Origin of the sequence: Micromonospora sp. CA-248260 (assembly GCF_050942205.1) — a bacterium.
GTDB lineage: Bacteria > Actinomycetota > Actinomycetes > Mycobacteriales > Micromonosporaceae > Micromonospora > Micromonospora antibiotica.
Window position 1 is genome coordinate 3231819 of record NZ_CP192021.1, and the last position, 23907, is coordinate 3255725.

At 72.6% G+C, this 23907-nt stretch carries 28 protein-coding genes and 1 riboswitch; of the genes, 20 read left to right on the plus strand and 8 right to left on the minus strand.

Annotated elements, in window-relative coordinates:
- Nucleotides 1–6: 6 nt before the first annotated feature.
- The 3 genes from ACQP2H_RS14315 (at nucleotide 7) to tatC (ending at nucleotide 1810) form a co-directional block, all read left to right on the plus strand.
- The gene (locus ACQP2H_RS14315) at nucleotides 7–255 is read left to right on the plus strand and encodes a hypothetical protein (protein ID WP_357533646.1); all 249 of its coding nucleotides are present in this window, start codon (nucleotides 7–9) and stop codon (nucleotides 253–255) included.
- Between the two features lie 238 nt (nucleotides 256–493).
- Nucleotides 494–838, plus strand: a complete 345-nt coding sequence (tatA, locus tag ACQP2H_RS14320; RefSeq protein WP_208566128.1) for a Sec-independent protein translocase subunit TatA — start codon at nucleotides 494–496, stop codon at nucleotides 836–838.
- 18 nt (nucleotides 839–856) lie between these two features.
- A complete protein-coding gene (tatC, locus tag ACQP2H_RS14325; RefSeq protein ID WP_219461582.1) occupies nucleotides 857–1810 on the plus strand; it encodes a twin-arginine translocase subunit TatC in 954 nt (317 codons plus the stop codon).
- A 76-nt stretch (nucleotides 1811–1886) separates the two neighbouring features.
- Here tatC and ACQP2H_RS14330 read toward each other — a convergent pair whose 3' ends face one another.
- The 5 genes from ACQP2H_RS14330 to ACQP2H_RS14350 form a co-directional block, all read right to left on the minus strand.
- Nucleotides 1887–2636, minus strand: coding sequence for an amino acid ABC transporter ATP-binding protein (locus ACQP2H_RS14330; protein WP_219461586.1), 750 nt, complete (start codon nucleotides 2634–2636; stop codon nucleotides 1887–1889).
- A complete protein-coding gene (locus ACQP2H_RS14335) occupies nucleotides 2633–3430 on the minus strand; it encodes an amino acid ABC transporter permease (RefSeq protein WP_433233143.1) in 798 nt (265 codons plus the stop codon). Before ACQP2H_RS14335 ends, ACQP2H_RS14330 begins: the two co-directional genes overlap by 4 nt.
- Before the next feature lie 41 nt (nucleotides 3431–3471).
- Nucleotides 3472–4371 carry an ABC transporter substrate-binding protein gene (locus ACQP2H_RS14340; RefSeq protein ID WP_433233145.1) on the minus strand — a complete coding sequence of 300 codons (900 nt, stop codon included), beginning with the start codon at nucleotides 4369–4371 and terminating at the stop codon, nucleotides 3472–3474.
- Nucleotides 4372–4467: 96 nt separating this feature from the next.
- Nucleotides 4468–4611 carry a hypothetical protein gene (locus tag ACQP2H_RS14345; protein ID WP_433233147.1) on the minus strand — a complete coding sequence of 48 codons (144 nt, stop codon included), beginning with the start codon at nucleotides 4609–4611 and terminating at the stop codon, nucleotides 4468–4470.
- A 35-nt stretch (nucleotides 4612–4646) separates the two neighbouring features.
- Nucleotides 4647–4758: riboswitch (SAM riboswitch) on the minus strand.
- Between the two features lie 67 nt (nucleotides 4759–4825).
- The gene (locus tag ACQP2H_RS14350; RefSeq protein WP_433233149.1) at nucleotides 4826–5242 is read right to left on the minus strand and encodes a winged helix-turn-helix transcriptional regulator; all 417 of its coding nucleotides are present in this window, start codon (nucleotides 5240–5242) and stop codon (nucleotides 4826–4828) included.
- 119 nt (nucleotides 5243–5361) lie between these two features.
- Between ACQP2H_RS14350 and ACQP2H_RS14355 the strand changes: the two genes are divergently transcribed.
- From ACQP2H_RS14355 to ACQP2H_RS14365, 3 genes are all read left to right on the plus strand, one after another.
- Nucleotides 5362–6210 carry an SDR family oxidoreductase gene (locus ACQP2H_RS14355; protein WP_433233151.1) on the plus strand — a complete coding sequence of 283 codons (849 nt, stop codon included), beginning with the start codon at nucleotides 5362–5364 and terminating at the stop codon, nucleotides 6208–6210.
- A 91-nt stretch (nucleotides 6211–6301) separates the two neighbouring features.
- On the plus strand, nucleotides 6302–6838 hold the full coding sequence (locus tag ACQP2H_RS14360) for an RNA 2'-phosphotransferase (RefSeq protein ID WP_363819249.1): 537 nt from the start codon (nucleotides 6302–6304) through the stop codon (nucleotides 6836–6838).
- A 198-nt stretch (nucleotides 6839–7036) separates the two neighbouring features.
- A complete protein-coding gene (locus ACQP2H_RS14365) occupies nucleotides 7037–7765 on the plus strand; it encodes a GAF and ANTAR domain-containing protein (RefSeq protein ID WP_219461604.1) in 729 nt (242 codons plus the stop codon).
- Here the strand turns inward: ACQP2H_RS14365 and ACQP2H_RS14370 are convergent.
- Nucleotides 7759–8490 (minus strand): GAF and ANTAR domain-containing protein, encoded by a 732-nt coding sequence (locus ACQP2H_RS14370; RefSeq protein ID WP_219461607.1) that lies wholly within the window; start codon nucleotides 8488–8490, stop codon nucleotides 7759–7761. The genes ACQP2H_RS14365 and ACQP2H_RS14370 overlap by 7 nt on opposite strands.
- A gap of 287 nt (nucleotides 8491–8777) precedes the next feature.
- On the opposite strand from ACQP2H_RS14370, the gene ACQP2H_RS14375 reads away from it, so the two are divergent.
- The 7 genes from ACQP2H_RS14375 to ACQP2H_RS14405 all read left to right on the plus strand — a co-directional run bounded on the left by ACQP2H_RS14375 (nucleotide 8778) and on the right by ACQP2H_RS14405 (nucleotide 14366).
- On the plus strand, nucleotides 8778–9410 hold the full coding sequence (locus ACQP2H_RS14375; RefSeq protein WP_357533634.1) for an SGNH/GDSL hydrolase family protein: 633 nt from the start codon (nucleotides 8778–8780) through the stop codon (nucleotides 9408–9410).
- A gap of 258 nt (nucleotides 9411–9668) precedes the next feature.
- The gene (locus tag ACQP2H_RS14380) at nucleotides 9669–9971 is read left to right on the plus strand and encodes an urease subunit gamma (RefSeq protein WP_208566118.1); all 303 of its coding nucleotides are present in this window, start codon (nucleotides 9669–9671) and stop codon (nucleotides 9969–9971) included.
- Nucleotides 9968–10327, plus strand: a complete 360-nt coding sequence (locus ACQP2H_RS14385; protein WP_219461627.1) for an urease subunit beta — start codon at nucleotides 9968–9970, stop codon at nucleotides 10325–10327. The genes ACQP2H_RS14380 and ACQP2H_RS14385 overlap by 4 nt, the downstream gene beginning before the upstream one ends.
- Entirely contained in the window at nucleotides 10324–12027 is a 1704-nt protein-coding gene (locus tag ACQP2H_RS14390) for an urease subunit alpha (RefSeq protein WP_219461631.1), read from the plus strand. Before ACQP2H_RS14385 ends, ACQP2H_RS14390 begins: the two co-directional genes overlap by 4 nt.
- On the plus strand, nucleotides 12027–12710 hold the full coding sequence (locus ACQP2H_RS14395) for an urease accessory protein UreF (protein WP_433233155.1): 684 nt from the start codon (nucleotides 12027–12029) through the stop codon (nucleotides 12708–12710). The genes ACQP2H_RS14390 and ACQP2H_RS14395 overlap by 1 nt, the downstream gene beginning before the upstream one ends.
- Entirely contained in the window at nucleotides 12700–13437 is a 738-nt protein-coding gene (ureG, locus tag ACQP2H_RS14400) for an urease accessory protein UreG (RefSeq protein WP_219461638.1), read from the plus strand. Before ACQP2H_RS14395 ends, ureG begins: the two co-directional genes overlap by 11 nt.
- A complete protein-coding gene (locus ACQP2H_RS14405; protein WP_357533627.1) occupies nucleotides 13437–14366 on the plus strand; it encodes an urease accessory protein UreD in 930 nt (309 codons plus the stop codon). The genes ureG and ACQP2H_RS14405 overlap by 1 nt, the downstream gene beginning before the upstream one ends.
- Nucleotides 14367–14476: 110 nt before the next feature.
- Here ACQP2H_RS14405 and ACQP2H_RS14410 read toward each other — a convergent pair whose 3' ends face one another.
- A complete protein-coding gene (locus ACQP2H_RS14410) occupies nucleotides 14477–14917 on the minus strand; it encodes a MarR family winged helix-turn-helix transcriptional regulator (RefSeq protein ID WP_219461640.1) in 441 nt (146 codons plus the stop codon).
- Nucleotides 14918–15012: 95 nt separating this feature from the next.
- Between ACQP2H_RS14410 and ACQP2H_RS14415 the strand changes: the two genes are divergently transcribed.
- The 7 genes from ACQP2H_RS14415 (at nucleotide 15013) to ACQP2H_RS14445 (ending at nucleotide 23324) form a co-directional block, all read left to right on the plus strand.
- On the plus strand, nucleotides 15013–16152 hold the full coding sequence (locus tag ACQP2H_RS14415; protein ID WP_433233158.1) for a substrate-binding domain-containing protein: 1140 nt from the start codon (nucleotides 15013–15015) through the stop codon (nucleotides 16150–16152).
- Between the two features lie 611 nt (nucleotides 16153–16763).
- Nucleotides 16764–18008, plus strand: coding sequence for an urea ABC transporter substrate-binding protein (gene urtA, locus ACQP2H_RS14420; RefSeq protein ID WP_208566110.1), 1245 nt, complete (start codon nucleotides 16764–16766; stop codon nucleotides 18006–18008).
- Nucleotides 18009–18071: 63 nt separating this feature from the next.
- Nucleotides 18072–18959 carry an urea ABC transporter permease subunit UrtB gene (gene urtB / locus ACQP2H_RS14425; RefSeq protein WP_219461644.1) on the plus strand — a complete coding sequence of 296 codons (888 nt, stop codon included), beginning with the start codon at nucleotides 18072–18074 and terminating at the stop codon, nucleotides 18957–18959.
- Entirely contained in the window at nucleotides 18956–20143 is a 1188-nt protein-coding gene (gene urtC, locus ACQP2H_RS14430) for an urea ABC transporter permease subunit UrtC (RefSeq protein ID WP_219461649.1), read from the plus strand. The genes urtB and urtC overlap by 4 nt, the downstream gene beginning before the upstream one ends.
- Entirely contained in the window at nucleotides 20140–20895 is a 756-nt protein-coding gene (gene urtD, locus ACQP2H_RS14435) for an urea ABC transporter ATP-binding protein UrtD (RefSeq protein ID WP_357533621.1), read from the plus strand. Before urtC ends, urtD begins: the two co-directional genes overlap by 4 nt.
- Nucleotides 20895–21587 (plus strand): urea ABC transporter ATP-binding subunit UrtE, encoded by a 693-nt coding sequence (gene urtE, locus ACQP2H_RS14440; protein ID WP_208566106.1) that lies wholly within the window; start codon nucleotides 20895–20897, stop codon nucleotides 21585–21587. The genes urtD and urtE overlap by 1 nt, the downstream gene beginning before the upstream one ends.
- Nucleotides 21588–21686: 99 nt before the next feature.
- Nucleotides 21687–23324, plus strand: a complete 1638-nt coding sequence (locus ACQP2H_RS14445; protein WP_433233161.1) for a CotH kinase family protein — start codon at nucleotides 21687–21689, stop codon at nucleotides 23322–23324.
- Here the strand turns inward: ACQP2H_RS14445 and ACQP2H_RS14450 are convergent.
- Nucleotides 23321–23890 carry a Rieske (2Fe-2S) protein gene (locus ACQP2H_RS14450; RefSeq protein ID WP_308290718.1) on the minus strand — a complete coding sequence of 190 codons (570 nt, stop codon included), beginning with the start codon at nucleotides 23888–23890 and terminating at the stop codon, nucleotides 23321–23323. The two genes, ACQP2H_RS14445 and ACQP2H_RS14450, sit on opposite strands and share 4 nt — an antisense overlap.
- Nucleotides 23891–23907 lie beyond the last annotated feature (17 nt).

Genomic DNA, 23907 nt, shown 5'->3' on the forward strand with positions numbered 1-23907 from the left:
CCCGCCGTGGTGAAGTGGATCGTTCTCGCGGTGCTGCTGTTCGCGCTGGTCGTGTTGGCCCTGGCGGTCCGTCCGGTGCTGGTGCGGCTGCCCCGGTTGCGCCGCGCGGCGGTGGCGTTGCAGCGTCGCCAGGCCGACGCGGAGGCGCTGCGGCACAGCGCCGAGGCGCTCCAGGAACGGGTCGAGGCGCTCCAGCGGCAGGGCGAGACGACCCAGCAGCGGCTGGAACTGATCAAGGCCAAGCGCGGCAACTGATCGACATCCGGCGCGGGAACTGATCGACACTGGTCGGTGAACCGCGCGTCCGCCGCCCACCCGGCGTCCGATTCACGCAGCTCTGCACCCGTACAGGTGGTTGACGGGACACTCAGCGGTGGTCAAGACTTCACCGGCCGGGCCGCATCAGCGGTGGCCCGGCGGGTGGCAGCAGCCCGTCTCGCACGTACGATGGGCAGCGACCCCACCCTTCGACACAGAGCGACTGGAGCTTCCCATGGGTGCCCTCAAGCCGTGGCACATCGCCGTACTCGTGGTCGTGCTGATCCTGCTCTTCGGCGCGAAGCGGCTTCCCGACGCGGCCCGCTCGCTCGGCCGTTCGTTGCGGATCATCAAGGCGGAGACCAAGAGCCTGGCCGACGACGACCGCGACCTGGCCGAGAAGGCCGACGCGCAGGCCGGCTACCAGCCGCTGCCGCCCCAGCAGCAGCCCGTGCAGCAGCAGCCGTACGCGCCGCAGCCCCAGCAGCAGTACGCCCAGCCGCAGTACGCCCCGCAGCAGGCTCCGCAGCAGCCGGTCGCCCCGCCGGTCGACCCGGTGCAGCGCGTCCGCGACAACTGACCGAAGGGCCCCACCACCGTGGCCTTCGCGCTCCGTAAACGCGGCCCCAGCACCTTCGAACGGGCCTCCGACGGTTCCATGACCCTGATGGAGCATGTCCGCGAGCTGCGGAACCGGCTGTTCCGCGCCTCGCTGGCGATCGTGGTGGGGTTCGGGCTGGGTATCTGGCTGGCCGGCCCGGTGCTGCACCTGCTGCAGCAGCCCTACTGCGACCTGCCCAAGGCCCGGCTGGCCAACGGCACCTGCAACTTCGTCCAGTTGGGGCCGGCCGACCTGTTCCTGCTCCAACTGAAGGTGGGGCTCTGGGTCGGTCTGATCGTCGCCGCCCCGGTCTGGCTCTACCAGGTCTGGGCGTTCATCGCCCCCGGCCTGCACCGGCACGAGCGGCGCTACGCGTACATCTTCACCGCGCTCGCGGCACCGTTGTTCGCCGCCGGTGCGGTGCTTGCCTACTTCGTCACCTCCAAGGGGCTGGAGTTCCTGCTCAACGTCTCCGGCGGCGGGGACATCACCACCACCCTGGACATCACCCGCTACATCTCGTTCATCACCAACCTGATCCTGCTGTTCGGGGTGGCGTTCGAGTTCCCGCTGCTGGTGCTGATGCTCAACTTCGTCGGGCTGGCCAGTGCCCGCAAGCTGCTGAGCTGGTGGCGGGTGGCGATCTTCGTGTTCTTCGCCTTCTCCGCCGTGGTGACGCCCACCCCCGACCCGTTCGGCATGACCGCGCTGGCGCTCTGCCTCTCCGCGCTCTACTTCGCCGCGGTCGGGGTGGCCTTCATCAACGACCGGCGCAAGGGTCGGGGCAAGGCGTCCTACGCGGGACTGAGCGACGACGAGGTGTCGCCGTTGGAGTTGGACGACGACCCGGTGGTGGCCACGCCGGAGCTGGAGTTGTCCGAGCCGGTGCACGCCTCCGAGCCGGTGGCCCCGCCCAAACCGATCGACCGCCGCTACGACGACATGACCTGACCGTCAGGTCATCCGCACCACCCGACGCCGCTCCCGCCCTGCCGGGAGCGGCGTCGCTCGTCCGGCCCCGGCGGGCTCAGAGCACCTGGGACAGGAAGCGGCGCAGCCGGGGGTGCTGCGGTGTCTCGAAGACCGCCTCCGGTGCGCCGGCCTCCAGCACCACCCCGTGGTCCATGAACGCGACGGTGTCGGCGACCGAGCGGGCGAAGCCCATCTCGTGGGTGACCACCACCATCGTCATGCCCCCGGCGGACAGCTCGGCCATCACCCCGAGCACCCCCTTGACCAGCTCCGGGTCGAGCGCCGAGGTGGCCTCGTCGAAGAGCATCACCTCAGGTTGCAGGGCCAGCGCCCGGGCGATGGCGACCCGCTGCTGCTGACCGCCGGAGAGGTGGGCGGGCCGGGAGTCGGCCTTGCCGGCGAGGCCGACCAGCGCCAACTGGGTCCGGGCCAGCGCGACCGCCTCGTCCTCGGGCAGCTTCTTGAGCCGGCGCAACGCCAGGGTGATGTTGCGCAGCACGGTCATGTGCGGAAACAGGTTGAACTGCTGGAAGACCATGCCGATCCGCTGCCGCAGGGCGTCCGGGTCGTCGCGCAGCACGCTGCACCCGTCGAGCAGGACGTCACCGGCGTCCGGCTCGATCAGCCGGTTGACGGTGCGCAGCAGGGTGGACTTGCCGGAACCGGACGGCCCGATGACGCAGGCCGTCGCGCCCCGGGCGACGTCCAGGTCGACGCCGCGCAGCACCCGGTTGGCCCCGAAGGCCAGGTGTACGTCGCGGACGGCGAGGCTGACCGAGGTGGTGGTCGCGGTGCCGGCGGTCATCGGGGGTCCTCCCGGGGGGTACGCGGTTGCGGTAGGGCGGTCTCGCCGGCCAGGGCCAGCCCGCCGTCGTCGTCGGGGTCGACGGTGACCGTCCGGCCCCGGCGCAACCGGCGGTCGATGGCGTTGACGGCGTGCGTCAGCGGCACGGTCAGCAGCAGGTAGCACAGGCCGGCCAGCAGCAGCGCCGACTGGTTGCCGGTGTTGGCGGCGTAGTCCTGCCCGATCCGGAACAACTCCCGCTGGCTGGCCAGCAGGCCGAGGAAGTAGACCAGGCTGGAGTCCTTGATCAGCGCGATCAGCTGGTTGACCCAGGCCGGCAGCACCCGGCGTACCCCCTGCGGGACGATGACCAGGCGCATCGCCTCACCCCAGGAGAAGCCCAGCGCGCGGGCCCCCTCCAGCTGCGCCGCCTCCACGCTCTGGATGCCGGAGCGGAAGATCTCCCCGATGTACGCGGCGGCGATCAGCGACAGCGCCAGGATGCCCAGCGGGTAGGGGTTGGGACCCCACACCTGCATGCCGAGCGGGGCCAGGCCGACACCGATCAGCAGGATGGTGGCGGCGGCCGGCAGCCCCCGGAACACGTCGGTGTAGACCCGGGCCGGCCAGCGCAACCATCGGGTCCGGGAGAGGCCCGCCACGGCCAGCGCCATGCCCAGCACCGAGCCGAGCAGGGCGGCGGAGACCGCCAGGATCAGCGTGTTGGGCAGCCCGACGGTCAGCATCTCGGGCAGCGCCTCGCGCATGGATTCCCCGTCGAAGAAGGTCTCCCACAGGGTGCTCAACGGATCCATCGGTTTCTCCTACCGCCCCGCTCGCTGGTCTGGTCGTACCGTCAGGAGGTGGCCGACGCCGACGGCGCCGCCGCGCCGGGGGCGGCGACGTCGCCGCTGCCGGGCGTGAAGCCGGCGGGGATCGCCCGGCCCGGGTAGTACTGCTGCTGGAGCCGGGTCCAGGTGCCGTCGGCGATGACCTCGTCGAGGCCCCTGTCCAGCGCCTCGCGCAGCGCGTCGTTGCCCTTGGCGAAGGCGTACGCGGTGGGGGTCGGGCTCAACTCCGTGGCCGCCACCGTGATCTTGCCGTTGCTGTCGGCGGCCGACTTCTCGCCGATCTCGGCGGGGGCGATCCAGGCGTCGGCGGTGCCGGCCTTGAGCTGGTTGATCGCCCCGTTGTAGTCGGGCACCCGCACCGGGTCGAGCTTGCGCGAGGTGGCGTAGTCGTCCTGCACGGTGCCCTGCACGACCACCACCCGCTTGCCGGCGAGCTGGTCGAAGCCGGTCAGCGGGGAGCCGGCGGGCACGTCGAGGCCGAAGTAGCCGAAGTCGTAGCCGTTGCCGAAGTCGACTGTCTTCTTCCGGGCCTCGGTGATGGTGATCGAGGAGCTGCCGATGTCGAACTTGCGGTTGTTGACCTGGGAGAGCAGCGCCGAGAAGTCGGTGCCGACGAACTCGACCTTCAGCCCCACCTTGCCGGCGGCCGCGACGAGCAGGTCGTTGTCGAAGCCGGTGAAGGTGCCGTCCTTGAGGTAGACGTTCGGTGGGGCGTCGGTGAGCGTGCCGGCGCGCAGCACCCCCGGCTGGAGCAGGCCGTACGGGTTGTCGGCCGGGTCGGCGGAGTCGCCGCCGCAGGCGGTCAGCGCGGTGGCGGCGAGCAGGGCGGCGACGCCGAGCGCGGCGGCCCTGGTGAGGGCGGGCCGGGGCCGCCGGGTCGTGGGCAGGGCAGGAAGGAAGCGCACGGGTGTCTCCAGAGTTGATCGGGCGACGGCGGGCGCGCGTCGCCGACGGGGTGCCCGCCGGGCACGCCGCTGAGGTGGTACGGGAGGAGGGGCCGACTACCGGGGGCGACAGGAGTCGCTGTGGACCCGCATCAGGTCGACGTGTCGCCGTCTGACCAGCCGGACGCCGCTGGTCCGGACGCCGGCCCGGGACACGGGGGCGACGCCGTCGGTGGGCGGGGCGGGTGCGGGGGCGGACATGGCTTCTCCCGGGGTCGGAGTTGACCTGGGAAACCAGGCCACGCTTGCACCGGTGGTCTACCGGTGCCTGGTCCTCACCCGGAGCACCCCACCGTGGCGGAGGGTTGCCGGCCAGCGAGCCGGGGCTTGACGCTGGCGCTCATGACCTGCCCGAAGGCTAGCAGCCGGGACCGGGCGATCGTCCACCCGTTATGACGGCCCTCACGTCCGCTCCTTACCGCCGGGCGGGACGGGTGAGACGGGTGGGTCGCGCGGTGCCGGTGGGCGCGCGGTGGGGCAGGTCGGCGTCGTAGCGGACCCGGGCCGCCTGCACCTCGGCGAGGTGGGTGGTGGCCCAGGTCTCCAGTCCGGAGACCAGGTCGAGCAGGCTGCGGCCCAGGTCGGTGAGGGCGTAGTCGACCCGGGGCGGGACGCTGGCGTGCACCGTCCGGGTGACCAGGCCGTCGCGCTCCAGCCCGCGCAGGGTCTGGGTGAGCATCTTCTGGCTGATCCCGTCGATGTGCTCGGCCAGCTCGCCGTAGCGCCGGTCGCCGTCGGCGAGGGTCAGCACGACCAGCACGCTCCACCGGTCGCCGATCCGGTCGATGACCTGCCGGCTGCCGCAGTTGCGCTGGAACGGGTCGGGTCGCATCAGTTTACTCTCCATCAGTGCGTCACAAACTTCAAGATGCCTACTCTCCGATGGGAAGTATCGCGGTTCACCTGGGTGTTTGCCAGTACGACTGAAGTAGCCACCCGAAGGAGAACGCCATGTCCGTCGTCGTCACCGGAGCCACCGGCCACCTGGGTCGCCTGATCGTCGAATCCCTGCTGCGCCGGGGCGTACCCGCCGGGAAGATCGTGGCGCTGGGGCGGGACACCGGCCGGCTCACCGACCTCGCCGACCGGGGGGTCGAGGTCCGGCCGGCCGACTACACCGACCCCGACTCGCTCCGCGCCGCCTTCGCCGACGCCGAGAAGCTGATGTTCGTCTCCGGCAGCGAGGTCGGCCAGCGGGTGCCGCAGCACCACAACGTCATCGACGCCGCCCGCGAGGCCGGTGTCGGCCTGGTCGTCTACACCAGCATCGCCCACGCCGACACCTCCGACCTGCTGCTGGCCGCCGAGCACCGGGCCACCGAGGAGGAACTGCGCGCCTCCGGCCTGCCGTACGTGCTGCTGCGCAACAGCTGGTACCTGGAGAACTACACCGGCCAACTCGACGGCTACCTGGCCCACGGGGTCGCCGGTTCCGCAGGTGACGGCCAGGTCAGCGCCGCCACCCGCGCCGACTACGCCGAGGCCGCCGCCGAGGTGCTCACCACCGAGGGACACGCCGGTCAGGTCTACGAGCTGGGCGGTGAGGCGTTCACCATGACCGAACTGGCAGCCGAGGTGTCCCGCCAGAGTGGACACGACGTCCGCTACACCGACCTGCCGGTGCCGGCGTACACCGACCTGCTCGTCTCCGCCGGGCTGCCCGAGCCGTACGCCGCCACCCTGGCCGACGCCGACCGGGGCATCGCCCAGGGTGCGCTGTACGTGCCCGTGGACGACCTGGAGAAGCTGCTCGGCCGCCGGCCCACCAGCCTCGCCGAGGCGCTCCGCGCCGCCCGCTGACCCGACCCGCCCGCCCCGGGGTGTCGCCGGGGCGGGCGGCGCGGGGATAACCGGTGGAACGTCGCCACCGCCCCACCCGACAATGCTCGCCATGGATCACCAGACGCTGGTACGGGTCAGCAGGCGGATGTCGCTCGCCCTGCGCCACCAGCCCGCCCGGTTCGGCCTCACCCCCGACCCGGGCGGCTGGGTGTCCGTCGTCGACCTGCTGGCCGCCCTGCGGATCGACCGGGCCGACCTCGACACGGTGGTCGGCGGCAACGACAAGCAGCGCTTCGCGGTGACCCGGGACGCCGACGGGACCGAACGGATCCGGGCCAACCAGGGCCACTCGTACCCGGTGGACCTGGGGCTGACCGCCGAACCGCCGCCGCCGCGGCTCTTCCACGGCACCGGGGCCGCCGCACTCGGCTCGATCCGGGCCACCGGACTGCACCGGGGCGGTCGGCACCACGTACACCTGTCGTCGGACATGGCGACGGCCCGGCGGGTCGGGGCCCGCCGGGGTGGCGCGGTGGTGGTGCTGACCGTCGACGCGGCGGCGATGGCCCGCGACGGGCACGCCTTCTACCGCAGCGTCAACGGCGTGTGGCTCACCGACGCGGTGCCGCCGGCCTATCTGACCTGATCACCTCGGTCGCGGCTGCCACGACGCCAGCGGGTACCCCGGGCGGTTCACTCCGGCGGCGGGTAAGGTGCGGATGTCGTGCCTCGGGCGGCCCGGCGAGCCGAACCCAGAACGCCGTGGCCGAGGGCCGACACCGCTGCCGCCACCACGCGTCCCCCGCCGCAGCGCGAGGGACGCCCGCCGGGAAGGGACCGCGCGATGGCACCGCTCCCGCTGAGCCCGCAGGACGCCCTGGTCGAACTCAGCCGGATCCGACTCGACGAGGTCGGCCTGGACGAGGTGCTGCAGCTGATCGCCGACCTGGCCCGGCGCAGCCTGCGCGGGGTGGCCGAGGTGTCGGTGACCCTGCTGCGTGGTGGCAGCCCGCAGAGCGTCGCCGTCACCGGCGACATCGCGCTCCTGCTCGACGAGTGGCAGTACCGGCAGGGCCACGGGCCGTGTCTGGACGCCGCCATCACCGGCGACACCCTGCTCGTGTCCGACACCGCCACCGAGGAACGCTGGCCGGTCTGGGCGGCCCGGGCGGTCGACGGGGGCATCGGCAGTACGCTCGCCATCGGTCTGCCGATCCAGGAGGCGGTGGTCGGCGCCCTCAACCTCTACGGGCCCGCCCCGCGCGCCTTCGACGCCGACACGGTCGAACTGGCCCGGACCTTCGCCGCGTACGCCGCAGTGGCCCTGGCCAACGCCCATCTCTACGCCAGCACCGCCTCGCTGGCCGAGCAGATGCGGGCGGCGATGGAGAGCCGGGCCGTGATCGAGCAGGCCAAGGGCATCATCATGGGCCAACGCCGGTGCACGGCCGACGAGGCCTTCGGCATTCTCGCCCGGCTCTCCCAGGACACCCACCGCAGGCTGCGGGACGTCGCCGCCGCCCTCGTCGGCCGGGCCAGCAGCCCGACGCACTCAGGTTCCGCGAGTCACTGATCCGGCCGGGTGGGCTGACCGGACGCCGGTTCGACGACCTGGTGGACCAGGGCCTCCGCCACGTCCCGCAGCTTACGGTTGGAGTTCTGCGACACCCGGGCCAGCAGGGCGAACGCCTCGTCGGCCGTGCACCGTCGCTGGCCCATGATGATGCCCTTGGCCTGCTCGATCACGGCGCGGTTGCGCATGGCCTCCTGCATCTGCTCGGCCAGTGAGGCGGTGCTGTCGTAGAGATGGGCGTTGGCCAGGGCCACCGCGGCGTGGCCGGCGAACGTCCGGGCGGGCTCGGCCACCTGGCTGAAGGCGTCCGGCCGGGTGCCGTAGACGTTGAGCGCGCCGACCATCGCCTCCTGGATCGGCAGGCCGAGGGACATCGAGGAGCGCACCCCGGTCGTGCGGGCCCGCGCCGCCCACTCCGGCCAGCGACGCTCGTCGGTCATGTCCGCGACGATCAGCACGGTGCCCGTGGTGGCCGCGTCCAGGCACGGGCCGCGACCCTGCTCGTACTGCCACTGGTCGAGGCGGAGCGCGAGGTCACCGGTGTGGGCCGCGGTGTGCGCCTCGGTGCCGTGCACCAGTGTCACCGAGACCTCGGCGGCTCCCGGGATGCTGTCCCTGGCCACCTCGGCGATCCGGGACAGGACGGCGTCGAGGTCCATCTCGGCGTGGCGGATGGAGCCCAGCCGGAGGACAGCCTCGGTGATGTCCAGTGGTGACTGCGTCATGTCGTCTGACGTCCTTGCGAACCGGCGCAAACCTACCGGAGGAACCGGCAGCGCGTGACGAGCGGTCGTTGCCAGGGACCGCAGGTGCGGCTGCCCGGGGCGGACCGGGGACCGCGCCGCTGCTTGACGCTCGCTCGCGACACCCCATGGGACGTCGAATGCGGAGCATCACCTTACCGGTCCGCCGGGGGTGACTGGCGAGGACACCACCGAGCGCCCAATTCCGGGTGGTGTCCTGGCCGGACACCGGGGATGATGGCGGGCGACGACGACAGGGGAGCGGGCGGATGACGGTGGAGTTGCCCCGCGCGGGGCGGGTGTTGTTCATCGGCGACAGCATCACCGATGCCGGGCGCGACCGTGCCGACGAGGCCGACCTGGGGGTGGGCTGGGCGATGATGGCCGCCGCCTGGTTCACCGCCCGGCATCCGGGTCACCGGGTGACCTTCCGCAACCGGGGCGTCGGCGGTGACCGGGTACGCGACCTGCGGGCCCGTTGGACGGACGACTGCCTGGCGCTGGCCCCACAGGTGGTGTCGGTGCTGATCGGGATCAACGACACCTGGCGGCGGTACAGCAGCGACGAGGTGACCACGGTCGAGGAGTTCACCACCGACTACCGGCACCTGCTCGCCACCACCCGGGAGGCGCTACCGGACGTCCGGCTGGTGCTGATGGAACCGTTCCTCATCCCGGTCGACGACGCCCAGCGGCGCTGGCGCGACGACCTGGACCCGAAGGTCGACGCGGTACGCAAGCTCGCCGCCGAGTTCGACGCGACGCTGGTCGCGGTGGAGGCGGTGTTCCACCGCGCCGAGGTCGACGACCGGGTGTGGACCGACGACGGGGTGCACCTGACCCCGTCCGGTCACGCGGTGCTGGCCCAGCAGTGGCTGGCGGCGGTCACCCCGGCCACCTGAGCCCGCCCGGTCGGGCCCCGGGCGTTGCCACGGCCCGGGGTGATCCTCTACGGTCGGTCCAGCGGTTGGCGGTGCGGTCCTTCCCAACCACCACCGCCGAGCGGCCCTGTGGCGGGCCGGGGCCGGTGGGGCCCCGGGATGACCTGCCCGGTGCCGGCGGCGGTCCCGTGTGTCGTCCTGCCCCCTCGCCGGTCTGCGCCCTTTGTCGCGTTCGGAGTCGGTACGGTGGGAAACACGCCGAGCCGCCCGGGAGATCCCGTGTTCCTCACGCCCCACGAGCAGGACCGCCTGCTCGTCCACGTCGCTGCGGACGTCGCCCGACGACGACGCGAGCGCGGACTGCGCCTCAACTATCCCGAGGCCGTCGCCATGATCACCGCGTTCCTCCTCGAGGGCGCCCGGGACGGCCGGACGGTCACCGACCTCATGGCCGCCGGCCGGACCGTGCTCACCCGCGACGACGTGCTCGACGGAATCCCCGAGATGCTGGGGGAGGTGCAGGTGGAGGCGACGTTCCCGGACGGCACCAAGTTGGTGACGGTGCACCACCCGATCCCGTGATCCCCGGGGAGATCCTGCCCGGCGACGGGCCGGTCGAGATCAACGCGGGTCGCCCGGTGACCACCCTGCTGGTGGTCAACACCGCCGATCGGCCGATCCAGGTCGGCTCGCACTACCACTTCGCCGAGACCAACCCGGGGCTGCGCTTCGACCGCGCCGCCGCGTACGGGCAGCGGCTCGCCGTGCCGGCGGGGACGTCGGTGCGGTTCGAGCCGGGTGTCAGCCGCACCGTCGACCTGGTGCCGCTGGGCGGGGCCAGGGTCGTGCCGGGGCTGCGCGGCGAGGTCGCCGGCCCTCTCGACCGGGGGCCGAATGCCGACGGGGCCGGCCCGCGCGACGCGGAGGCGGGACGATGAGCGCGGTGGACCGGCGACGCTACGCCGACCTGTACGGCCCGACCACCGGCGACCGCATCCGGCTGGCCGACACCGACCTGCTGATCGAGGTGGAGGTCGACCACTGCGTCGGCGGTGACGAGGCGGTGTTCGGCGGGGGCAAGGTGATCCGCGAGTCGATGGGCCAGTCCCGGGCCACCCGGGCCGAGGGTGCGCTGGACACGGTGATCACCGGCGCGGTGGTGCTGGACCACTGGGGGGTGGTGAAGGCCGACGTCGGGCTGCGCGACGGCCGGATCGTGGCGCTGGGGCGGGCCGGCAACCCGGACACCATGCCCGGGGTGCACCCGGACCTGGTGATCGGCCCGTCGACCGAGGTGATCGCCGGCAACGGGCGCATCCTCACCGCCGGGGCGGTGGACACCCACGTGCACTTCATCTGCCCGCAGATCGTCACCGAGGCGCTCACCTCGGGCATCACCACCCTGGTCGGCGGGGGCACCGGCCCGGCCGAGGGCACCCGGGCCACCACGGTCACCCCGAACGCCTGGCACCTGGCCCGGATGCACGAGGCGCTGGACACCTTCCCGGTGAACGTGCTGCTGCTGGGCAAGGGCAACACGGTCTCCACCGAGGCGCTGTGGGAGCAGTTGCGGGCCGGGGCGGGTGGCTTCAAGCTGCACGAGGACTGGGGGACCACCCCGGCGGCGATCGACGCCTGCCTGCGGGTGGCCGACGCGTCCGGGGTGCAGGTGTCCATCCACACCGACACCCTCAACGAGGCCGGGTTCGTGGCGGACACGCTGCGCGCCATCGCCGGCCGGGCGATCCACTCTTACCACACCGAGGGGGCGGGGGGTGGGCACGCGCCGGACATCATCACGGTGGCCGGGGAGCCGAACGTGCTGCCGTCGTCGACGAACCCGACCCGGCCGTACACCCGCAACACCCTCGCCGAGCACCTCGACATGCTGATGGTCTGCCACCACCTCAACCCGTCGGTGCCGGAGGACCTGGCGTTCGCCGAGAGCCGGATCCGGCCGTCCACGATGGCCGCCGAGGATCTGCTGCACGACCTCGGGGCGATCTCCATCATCGGCTCCGACTCGCAGGCGATGGGCCGGGTCGGCGAGGTGATCACCCGGACCTGGCAGAGCGCGCACGTGATGAAGCGGCGGGTGGGCGCGCTGCCCGGTGACGGCCCGGCCGACAACCACCGGGCCCGCCGCTACGTGGCGAAATACACCATCTGCGCGGCGATGGCCAACGGGCTGGAACGGGAGATCGGCTCGGTGGAACCGGGCAAGCTCGCCGACCTGGTGCTCTGGGACCCGGCGTTCTTCGGAGTCCGGCCCCACCTGGTGATCAAGGGCGGGATGATCGCGTACGCGCAGATGGGCGACGCGAACGCGTCCATCCCCACCCCGCAACCGATGCTGCCGAGGCCGATGTTCGGCGCGTACGGCGTGGTGCCGGCCGCGACCAGCGTGGCGTTCGTCGCGCCGGCCGCGCTGGAGGCGGGCCTGCGGCTGGACGTGCGCCGCCCGCTGGTCCCGGTGGCCGACGTGCGCTCGCGGGGCAAGGCCGACCTGCCGTGCAACGGCGCGTTGCCGCGCATCGAGGTCGACCCGGACACCTTCACCGTCCGCATCGACGGGGTGGTGGTCGACCCGGAACCGGTCACCGAACTGCCCATGGCCCAGCGGTACCACCTGTTCTGATGACCCCGTCGAGCATGGTGCTGCTGCTGGCCGACGGTAGGTTCCCCGCCGGGGCGCACGCCCACTCCGGCGGGCTGGAGGCGGCGGTGGCGGCCGGGCTGGTCACCGACCCGGCCACCCTGGCCGGGTTCCTGCGCGGCCGGTTGGCCACCGGCGGGCTGGTCGCCGCCGCGTTCGCGGTGGCGGCGCACCGGGCCGCCGCAGCCACCGACCGGCGGGCGACGCTGGCCCGGCTGGACGCCGAACTGGACGCCCGTACCGCCGCCCCGGCGCTGCGGGCCGTTTCCCGCCGGCAGGGTCGGGCGCTGCTGCGGGCCGGTCGGGAGATCTGGCCCGACGGCGGGTTCGACGCCCTGCCCGCCGGTGTGCCGGGGCCGCACCAGCCGCTGGTGCTCGGTCTGGTCGCCGCCGCCGCCGGCCTGGACCCGGTGGCGGCGGCGACCGTCGCCGCGTACGGGTCGGTGACCGGCCCGGCCAGCGCGGGGGTACGGCTGCTCGGCCTCGACCCGTACCGGGTGCACGCGGTGCTGGCGGCGCTGGCCGTCGACTGCGACGCCACGGCCGCCCGCGCGGTCGCCACCGCCGACGATCCGCCCGAGCTGCTGCCGGCCCCGGCCGCTCCGCTCACCGACATCCACGCCGAAGTCCACACCACCTGGGAGGTGCGTCTCTTTGCGTCCTGAAACCGTTTCGCCGACCCCGCACGCGTCGATCCCGCACGACGAGACCGTGCCGCACACCCACCCCGAGCCGGGGGTCGACCCGCACGCCCCGCTGCCGTCCACCGTCCGCCCGCTGCGGGTGGGCATCGGCGGGCCGGTGGGTTCGGGTAAGACCGCGTTGGTCGCGGCGCTGTGCCGGGCCTTCGCCGACGAGCTGCGCCTGGGCGTGGTCACCAACGACATCTACACCACCGAGGACGCGGACTTCCTGCGCCGGGCCGGGGTGCTCGACCCGGAGCGGATCCGGGCGGTGGAGACCGGTTGCTGCCCGCACACCGCGATCCGCGACGACATCGGCGCGAACCTCGACGCGATCGACGAGCTGGTCGACGGGGTCGGACCGCTGGACCTGGTGCTGGTGGAGAGCGGTGGGGACAACCTCACCGCCACGTTCAGCCGGGGGCTGGTCGACCGGCAGATCTTCGTGGTCGACGTCGCCGGGGGCGACAAGGTGCCCCGCAAGGGTGGGCCCGGGGTGACCGCCGCCGACCTGCTGGTCATCAACAAGACCGACCTGGCCCCGTTGGTCCGGGCCGACCTGTCGGTGATGGACCGCGACGCCCGCGCCCGGCGGGGGGACCTGCCGACGGTGTTCCTGTCCATCGTGGGCGATCCGCTGGCCACCGGGGTGGCCGACTGGGTCCGTCACGAGCTGGCCCACCACCGTGGCCGGCTGGCCGTCGCCTGATGCGCGCGGTCGCCCGGGTGGTGGCGGTGGTCGACCGTCGGGGCCGCACCGTGCTGCGCGAGCTGCGGGGCGAGTCACCGCTGCTGCTGCGCCAGGCCGCCACCGAGGAGGGCGTCCCCACGGTGTACGTCGTCGGCGGCGCGGCCGGTCCGCTGGCCGGTGACGACCTGCGGTTGAGCGTCGAGGTGGGGCCGGAGGCGGCGGTGCGGGTGCGTACCGTCGCCGCCTCGGTGGCCCTGCCCGGCCGGCCGGGGGCGGTCTCCCGGATGCGGGTCGACGCGGTGGTGCACGACGGCGGCACCCTGCACTGGCTGCCGGAGCAGCTGGTCGCGGCGGCCGGCTGCGACCATGTCGCCGAGTCCCGGGTGACCCTCGCCGAGGGGGCCCGGCTGCTGTGGCGCGAGGAACTCGTCTGCGGCCGGCACGGCGAACCCGCCGGCGACGTCGTGGTGGCGACCTCGGTCGACCACGCCGGTCGGCCGCTGCTGCGGCAGTCCCTGGCGGTCGGCCCGGCCGCACCCGGTTGGGCCGGGCCGGCGGTGCTGGGCGGGGCGACAGCGACCGGTTCGTTGCTGGTGGTCGGTCCCGCCGCCGCGTCGGGACCGGCCACCGTGGACGCCGCCGGCGGCCAGCCCCGGGGCCGGGTGCTGCCCACCGGCCCCGGGGCGTCCGCCGCCTGGCTGCCGCTGGCCGGTGGCCCGGCGGCCCTGCTCACCGCCACCGCCCCCGACGCCCACACCCTGCGTACCCTGCTCACCCCGGCCGGTGACCCGGCTGGCGTGGCGGCGATCGGCCCGCCCACCCCGGCGACGGCCACCGGTCCGACTCCGGCCGCCCCGGCCGTCAGCGCGGCTGCTGCCGGGGCCGGTGGCGGAGTTCCGGGCGCGGCGGGGGAGACCGGGTGGGTGACGGCTGCCGGTCTCCGCTGACGGCCGGCCGAGTGCCGGTGACGGCAGGCCGGAGGGACGGCCGGCCCGTGGGGCTGCCGGGCAGTCGGCCTGCATCGGCAGCCGGTCGGTCGGTCCGCTGCGGTTGCCGGTCAGCTGGCGCGGACCGGCTGCCGGCGGGGGTCGAGCCGGGCGACGAGTTCGACGAGCTGGCCGGTCAGCGTCGCGTCGTCGATGATCCCGGCCAGCTCGGCCCGGACGAGGGCATCGATGCGCTCGTGTTCGCGCCGGCCCCGGGGCGTCAGGTAGGCCCGGATGCGTCGCCGGTCGAACGGGTCGATCCGGCGGTGTACCAGGTTCTGGTCGACGAGCTGATCGACGATCTTCGTCAGGGTGCCCGGCGGCAACGACTCCTCGGTGGAGACTTCGCTCATCGGGTGACCCTGCCCGTCGGCGAGTCGGCAGAGCACCCGCCACGCCTCGACGGTGAGCCCCTCGGCGGTGAGCACCACACCGACCCGACGGGCGAGCAGCCGTTCGGCGCGGGTGAGCGCGCGCATCAGGTCGACGGGCGTGGTGGGATCGTCGGCCATGTCTCTCCCCGTTCGGTGGCTTGCCATGTTACCGAAGCGTCCCGGTTTCCGGTCGGGTCTGGTGGCCCGCCAGGGTTGCCGGCAATCATGTCAGCATGTCCGTGCCGGTGCCCGGCTCCCCCGGCCTGCCGGAGCCGCTGTCCCGCCCGGGCGGCACGGCCGGTGCGGCCCCTTGGCTGACCGTCGACCGGTCGGTGGTCAGCGTCGCGTTGGTCTTCCCGATGCGCGGCCCGGCCGGCATGTTCGGCCCCACCTGTGAGCTGTGCGCCCAGTTGGCGGTGGAGGAGGTCAACCGGGCCGGCGGGGTGCTCGGTCGGGAGCTGCGGCTGGTGCCGGTCGACGGCGGTGCGCCACCGGCCGAGGTCGCGGCCGAGGTGGAGGCGCTGGTGTCGACCGGTGCGGTGCAGGGGGTGACCGGTTGGCACATCTCGTCGGTCCGGCAGGCGGTGGCGCCGAGGATCGCGCACCGGGTGCCGTACGTCTACACCGCCCTGTACGAGGGCGGGGAGCGTACCGAGGGGGTGTTCCTGACCAGCGAGACACCCGACGCCCAGCTCCGGCCGGCGATGCGGCTGCTCGCCCGGGAGCAGGGCGTACGCCGCTGGTATGTGGTGGGCAACGACTACGTCTGGCCACGCCGGACCGCGCAGGCCGCCCAGCGCTACGCCCGCGACGACGGGGCGCGGGTGTGCGGGCGGGACTTCCTGCCGTTGGGCACCGAGGACTTCGGGCCGGTGCTGCGGGCGGTCGAGCGGACCGAGGCCGATGCGGTGCTGATGCTGCTCGTCGGTGCCGACGCCGTCCGGTTCAACCGGGCCTTCGGCCGGTCCGCACTGGACCAGCGGTGCCTGCGGTTGAGCACCCTGATGGACGAGAACATGCTGATGGCCAGCGGCGTCGGCGGCACCCGCCGGCTGTTCAGCACCGCCGGGTTCTTCGCCGGCCTGGTCACCCGGGAGAACCTCGACTTCCACGGCGCGTTCGCCCGCCGGTTCGGGGTGGACGCGCCGCCGCTGGGCAGCCTGGGGGAGTCCTGCTACGAGGGCGTGATGCTGCTCGCCGCCCTGATCACCCGGGCCCGCACTCTGGACGTACGGGCGATCGGCGCGGCTGCGGAGGCCGTCACTTACCACGGCCCCCGGGGTGAGCTGCACCTGCGCCACCGCCACGTCCGCCAACGCATCTACCTCGCCGAGGCCGACGGCCTCGACTTCACCGTCCTCTCCCAACTCTGACCCCCACCCCCACCCCCACCCCACCCCCACCCCACCCGGCCTCACCCACCCCCAGACCCCGGTGATCAAGAGGTTTGCGTCATCCGTCGGCCGTTTGGTGACGCAAACCTCTTGATCACCGGGGAGATGCGGGGCGGGGCGGCGTGGGGGAGGGGGGAGGGCGTGGGGTGGGGCGTGGGGGTGGTGGTTGACAGGGGGGTGGGTGGGGGCTCTAGGATGCTTCCTGCGTGAAGTAATCGCCATTCCTGCCATTGTGGGGCGTGCGGCCGGGTTTTTGGTCGGGTGCCTGTGCCGGTGGTGGCGGATGCTATTTCGCGGATTCTATTGAGGTCATCGTCGGTTTGCGGCGGTGGCCTTTTCTTATGCGCCGAGATCGATTGGTGAAACAGCCAATTAAGGGCTGGGAAACGTGGCGGCAATCAATTGGGCAGAGGCTCTTGCTGCCCGAAGTCCACTGCGGACCGCCACGGTGACGTCCCACCCGTCACCCGGCGGCACCGCCGACGACCACCGCTACCGCACCGATTGCCGAGTTGGACCAATGTCTGCCGACCAGTGCTGGTCGGCACGGAAAATCGTCCGGCGAAATTCGCTCCGCGCAGGGAGAATGAATGTCACAGTTCCGGGGCCGCCGCATCCTGGCGGGCGCCATGACCCTGATCGCCGCCGCCGCACTCACCGGTTGTGGCAGCAAGACCTCCGACGAGAAGTCGACCGCCGGTGTCAGTGCCGACGTCTCCGGCGACTCCGTCAAGGTCGGGCTGCTCAACTCGCTCTCCGGCACGATGGCCATCAGCGAGGTCACCGTGCGGGACTCCATCATGCTGGCCGTCGAGGAGATCAACGCCGCCGGTGGCGTGCTGGGCAAGAAGATCGTCCCGGTCGGTGAGGACGGTGCCTCCGACTGGCCCACCTTCGCCGAGAAGGCCGAGAAGCTGATCTCCCAGGACCGGGTCGCCGCCGTGTTCGGCTGCTGGACGTCGGCCAGTCGCAAGGCGGTCAAGCCGGTCTTCGAGAAGAACAAGGCGCTGCTGTTCTACCCGGTGCAGTACGAGGGGCTGGAGCAGTCGCCGTACATCTTCTACACCGGGGCCACCACCAACCAGCAGATCGTGCCCGGCCTGGACTACCTCAAGGCGCAGGGCAAGAAGTCGGTCTACCTGGTCGGCAGCGACTACGTCTTCCCGCGTACCGCCAACAAGATCATCAAGGCGTACGCGGCGGCGAACGGGATGACCGTGCTCGGCGAGGACTACGCCCCGCTCGGTTCCACCGAGTTCGGCACCATCGTCAACAAGGTCCGCTCCGCCAAGGCCGACGCGGTGTTCAACACCCTCAACGGTGACAGCAACGTCGCGTTCTTCAAGGAGTACACCTCCGCCGGGCTGACCGCCGCGAGCATGCCCGTGGTGTCGGTGTCGATCGCCGAGGAGGAAGTCAAGGGGATCGGCACCCAGTACCTCAAGGACCAGCTGACCGCCTGGAACTACTACCAGACCACCCCCGGCGCGGCCAACCAGAAGTTCGTCGCCGCGTACAAGGCCAAGTACGGCGCGGACAAGCCGACCAGCGACCCGATGGAAGCCGCCTACGTCGCGGTGTACCTGTGGAAGGCGATGGTCGACAAGGCCGGCACGTTCGAGGTGGAGAAGGTCCGGGCCGCTTCCGGTGGCATCACCTACGACGCCCCGGAGGGCCTGGTCACCGTGGACGGCCCCACCCAGCACATCGCCAAGACCGCCCGGATCGGCAAGGTCGGCGCCGACGGGCTGATCGCCGAGGTGTGGAACTCGGGCAAGCCGATCACGCCCGACCCGTACCTGAAGAGCTACCCCTGGGCGAGCGGCCTGAGCTGACCGATCCCGGCCCGGGCGGGAGGCACCCCCGCCCGGGCCGACCCACCACTTCGGAGCGCGAACGTGACAGTCCTCTTCGGTCAGCTCTTCACCGGCATCAGCATCGGCGCGGTGCTGCTGCTCATCGCCCTCGGCCTGGCGCTGACCTTCGGCCAGATGAACGTGATCAACATGGCGCACGGTGAGTTCATCATGGCCGGCGCCTACACCACCTACGTCCTGCAGCAGACCGTGACCGCCGCCGGCTGGTCGCTGCTGGTGGCGCTGCCGGTCGCCTTCGCGGTGGCCGGCACCATGGGCGTGCTGCTGGAGGTGCTGCTGATCCGCCGCCTCTACGCCCGCCCGCTGGACACCCTGCTGGTCACCTGGGGCGTCTCGCTGATGCTCCAGCAACTGGCCCGCGACGTCTTCGGCAGCCCCAACGTGCAGACCCGCGCCCCGGCGCTGCTCACCGGAAACGTGTCCCTGCCCGGCGGCCTCACCGTCGCCAACAACCGGCTGTTCATCCTGGCCCTCGCGCTGGCCGCCGTTGTGGCGCTGACCCTGGCACTGCGGCTCACCCCGCTCGGGCGGCGCATCCGCGCCGTGGTGCAGAACCGGGACCTCGCCGCCGTCTCCGGCATCCCCACCGCCCGGGTCGACCGGACGACCTTCTTCATCGGCTCCGGGCTGGCCGGCGTCGCCGGGGTCGCGCTGACCCTGCTCGGGCCGATCGGCCCCACGATGGGCACCAACCTGATCATCGATGCCTTCCTGGTCGTCGTGGTCGGCGGCATCGGCCAGCTCAAGGGCAGCGTGATCGTCGCCTTCGCGCTGGGCGTGCTCCAGGCCACCGGCGAGTACCTCACCACACTCAGCGTCGCCAAGGTGATCGTCTTCGTGGCGATCGTGGCGTTCCTCCAGTGGCGGCCCCAGGGGCTGTTCACCCTGCGTACCAGGAGCCTCGCATGACCGCCGCGCCGCTGGTCGGCACCGATCCCGCCAGCGCGGCCGGCACCCCGGCCGGCGGCCGGCGGGGCCGCCGGTTCGACGGCCCGGCCCGCACCGCCGCCGGGTTCGCCCTCGGTGCGGCGCTGCTGTTCGCCGTCGCCCCGCTGACCCTGTCGGACTTCCGGCTGTCGCTGCTGGCCAAGTACCTGTGCGTGGCGATGGTCGCGGTCGGCATCGGCATCGCCTGGGGCCGGGGCGGCATGCTCACCCTCGGCCAGGGGGTGTTCTTCGGCCTCGGCGGCTACGCGATGGCGATGCACCTCAAGCTCGCCGACGCCGGCCCCGGCGAACTGCCCGACTTCATGCAGCTCTACGGCCAACTCGACGAGTTGCCGTTGTGGTGGCGGCCGTTCGCCAGCCCGTGGATCGCCCTGCCGGCCACCGTGCTGCTGCCGATGGCTGTCGCGTTCGGCCTCGGCTCGCTGGTGTTCCGCCGCCGGGTCCGCGGCGCCTACTTCGCCATCCTCAGCCAGGCCCTCGCCGCCGCGATGGTGATCCTGCTGGTCGGCCAGCAGGGCACCACCGGCGGCACCAACGGCCTCACCGACATCCAGGGCTTCTTCGGGTACGACCTGGACGACCCGGTCAACCAGCGGATGGTCTACTTCATCATCGCCGCCAGCCTGCTCGCGCTGCTGGCCCTGGCCCGCCAGCTCATCCGCAGCCGCTACGGCGAGTTGCTGGTGGCCGTCCGCGACGGTGAGGAACGGGTCCGTTTCCTCGGCTACGACCCGGCCGGCGTCAAGCTCGTCGGCTACGTGATCGCCGCCGGGATGGCCGGGCTGGCCGGGGCGCTGTTCGTCCCGGCGGTCGGGATCATCTCACCCGCCCTGATCGGGATCGTCCCGTCCATCGAGTTCGTCATCGGTGTCGCGGTCGGCGGCCGGGCCACCCTGCTCGGTCCGGTGCTCGGCGCGGTGGCGGTGGCCTGGGCACGTACCGCCCTGTCGGAACGGTTCCCGGGCACCTGGACGTACCTGCAGGGCCTGCTGTTCGTGCTGGTGGTGGCGTTCCTGCCGGGCGGCCTGGCGTCGCTGTGGGTGCTGGCCCGGCAGCGCCGGTCGGACCCGGCCGGCGCGCGGTGGTGGCGGCGGACCCGGCCGGTGGACCGGGCCGAGAACCGGACGGAGGTGTCGGCGGCATGACCGGCCCGCAACTCGACGGCCTGTGCGTACGCGGCCTGCGGGTCACCTTCGACGGCTTCACCGCCGTCGACGGGGTCGACCTCGACGTGCCGCCCGGCGACATCCGCTTCCTGATCGGCCCGAACGGTGCGGGCAAGACCACAGTGGTCGACGCCGTGACCGGGCTGGTCCGGGCCACCGGCTCGGCCCGCTTCGGCGACCGGGAACTGCTCGGCCGCGACGTGCACCGCATCGCCCGGCTCGGCATCGGCCGCACCTTCCAGACCGCCTCGGTCTTCGAGGAACTGACCGTGGTGCAGAACCTCGACATCGCCGCCGGTGCCACCCGGAACTGGTGGACGTTGGCCCGACGACGCAACCGGATCCCCGACGAGGTGGCCGCCGCGCTGGAGACGATCGGGCTGACCGATCGGGGTGACCAGCTGGCCGGCGCGTTGGCGCACGGGCAGAAGCAGTGGTTGGAGATCGGCATGCTGTTGGTCTCCGACGCCCGGCTGCTGCTGCTCGACGAACCCGTCGCCGGGATGAGCCACGAGGAACGCGACGCCACCGGCGCCCTGCTGGAGACGGTCAGCCGGGACCGCACCGTGGTGGTCATCGAACACGACATGGACTTCCTGCGGCGCTTCGCCCGCAGCGTGACCGTGCTGCACGCCGGGAAGGTGCTCAGCGAGGGCACCGTCGCCCAGGTCCAGGCGGACCCCCGGGTGCAGGAGGTCTACCTCGGCGTCGACACCGCACCGGAGGCGTGATGTTGGATTTGCGTGGCGTACACGCCGGCTACGGCCGCAGTGAGGTGCTGCACGGGGTGGACGTGGCCGTCCCCGCCGACGGGGTGGCCGCCGTGCTCGGCCACAACGGCGCGGGCAAGAGCACCCTGCTGCGGGTCGCCGTCGGGCTGCTGCGCCCCCGCGCCGGCACGGTCACCCTCGACGGGGAGGACGTCACCCGGCTCGCCCCGCACCAGCGGGTCGCCCGGGGCCTGGCGTACGTCCCGCAGGGCCAGCAGTGCTTCCCGCACCTGACGGCGGCGGAGAACCTGCGGCTGGTGGCCGACGGCCGGCGCGACGGGGCCGCCGCCACCGCCGAGGCACTGGACCTGTTCCCGGCGCTGCGTCCCCTGCTGCGGCGGCGGGCCGGCCTGCTCTCCGGCGGCCAGCGGCAGCAGTTGGCCATCGCCCGTGCGCTGGTCACCCGGCCCCGGCTGCTGCTGCTCGACGAACCCACCGAGGGCATCCAACCCTCGGTGGTCGCCGAGATCCAGGACCGGATCGTCGAGCTGGCCACCGGGGCCGGCATCCGGGTGCTGCTGGTGGAGCAGCACCTCGGCTTCGCGCTACGGGTGGCGACCCGGCACTACGTGCTGGAGTCCGGCCGGGTCACCGCCACCGGCGACGGCGGCCGGGACGCCGAACGGTCGGTCCGCCAGGCGCTCGCTGTCTGACCGTGTTGGATCGATGACCGAAAGTGATCGAACCTGTAACATTGGCGTGCGTAGATGGCATGGAGGTGCTTCAACCGCCCGTGACGCAGGGGAGTGACTGTGCGGAATCTGCCGGCCCGGGTCCTGGGCGTCGTGACCGCGATCTCGCTCGGTGTGGTCGGCGGCCCGTCGCCGGCCCCGGACCGGCCGGCCGGCGCGTCGGCCACCGCCGCGCCGGCGGCGGACCCGGCCGACGAACTGACCGGCGACATCGTCTTCTCCGCGCCGAGCGGCACTTTCCGGGACGCACTCGCGGTCTCGTTGCGGACGACGGTGACCGACGCCGAGATCCGCTACACGACGGACGGGGCGCTGCCCCGCGCGGACTCCCCACGGTACGACGGCACCCCGGTGGCCATCTCCGCCACCACCCAGCTACGGGCCGGTGCGTTCGTCGACGGGGTGGCGACCGGTGACCCGGGCACCGCCCTCTACGTCGAGCGGGCCGTGGACGTCAGCCTCGACCTGCCGATCCTGCTGATCGACGGGTACGGCCAGGGTGCGCCGGGACGGGAGTTCGTCGATGCGGCAGCCCTGCTCTTCGCGCCGACCGGGGGACACGCGTCGCTCTCGACGCCACCCACCCTCGCCACCCGGATCGGTTACCACCTGCGCGGCACGTCGAGTTCCCTGTTCGACAAGGCGCCCTACCGGGTCGAGTTCCGGGACAACGAGGACGACGACGTCGACCATCCGGTGCTCGGCATGCCGGCCGAATCCGACTGGGTGCTGCGGGGGCCCTACACCGACAAGGCGTTGATCCGGGAGGCGTTCACCTTTGACCTGGCCCGCGAGATGGGGTTCGCGGCCCCCCGGTACGCCTTCGTCGAGTTCTACCACAACGTCGCGGACCGGCCGGTGAACGCCGAGGACTACCAGGGCGTCTACCTGATCGTCGAGACCATCAAGAACTCGAAGAACCGGCTCGACCTGAAGGACCTCGACCCCGACGACGTCACCCTGCCGGCCATCTCCGGCGGGTACATCTTCAAGTTCGAGTGGCTGACGGCCGAGGAGCCGACCCTGGAGTGCCAGGGACGGCCCGCGACCTGCTGGCACTACCTGGAGGTGGTCGACCCCTCGCCCCTGCAACCGGAACAGCAGGCCTGGCTCACCGGGCACCTCCAACAGTTCAACGACCTGATGCAGTCCCGCGACTTCGCCGATCCGACCACGGGCTACCCCGCCTGGATCGACGTGGGATCGTTCGTCGACTCGTTCATCGTCAACGAGCTGACCCGCAACTTCGACGCGTACGCCCGCAGCTCGTACTTCCACAAGGACCGCGGCGGCAAGATCACCGCCGGGCCGCTGTGGGACCTCGACCTCACCTACGGCATCGGTGGCGGGGACAACCTGGAGACCACCGGTTGGCAGTACGCGCAGCCCCGCTGGCCGAAGCCCAACAACTGGATCAACCGGCTGGTCACGGACCCCGGTTTCATGGCGCTGGTCCGGGCCCGCTGGGCCGCTCTCCGCCAGGGTCCGCTCTCCGCCGCCGGGCTCGACGCGCGCCTCGCCGCTCTCACCGCGCCGCTGGCCAACGCCGCCGACCGCAACTTCCAGCGGTGGCCGAACCTGACCACCGAGAAGATCGGCCCCATCGTCACCCCGACCGCCGACACGTGGCAGGGGCAGCTCGACTACCTGCGGGACTGGCTGGACCGGCGGATGGCGTGGCTGGACTCCGCCGTCTAGGCCAGCCGGATGTCGTCACCGTCGACGGTCACCGCCCGGGGCGGCAGCGGGCTACCGGCCGGGCCGCTGCGCACCGCGCCGTCGGCGATGCCGAAGACGCTGTTGTGGCAGCCGCAGACGATGGTGCCGTCCTTGACGGAGGTGACCGTGCAGCCCTGGTGGGTGCAGGTCGCCGAGAACGCCTTGATGGTGCCGGCGGCGGGTTGGGTCACCACCACCCCCTCGGCCTTGAAGATCTTGCCGCCGCCGACCGGGATGTCCGCCACCGCGGCCAGCGCCGCCGGGGCGGGCGGCTGCTCGCCACCTCCGGCGGGGGAACCGCTCGCCCCCGCGGACGGCCCGGCCGCGCCCGGTGAGGCGCCGGCCGGGTTGCCACCCGCAGGAGCCCCGGCGGAACCGCTGGCCGCCGGAGCGGCGGCCGGTGCCGTCGACTCACCGTACGTCTGGCAGCCGGTGAGCAGGGCGGTCACACCCACCCCACCGGCACCGGCCAGCACGGCCCGCCGGGACGCACAGCCCGCCCCACGTTCGTCGCACATCTGCCCGTCGTTCCTCTCGTGTGTCACACGCCCACCCTGTCCAC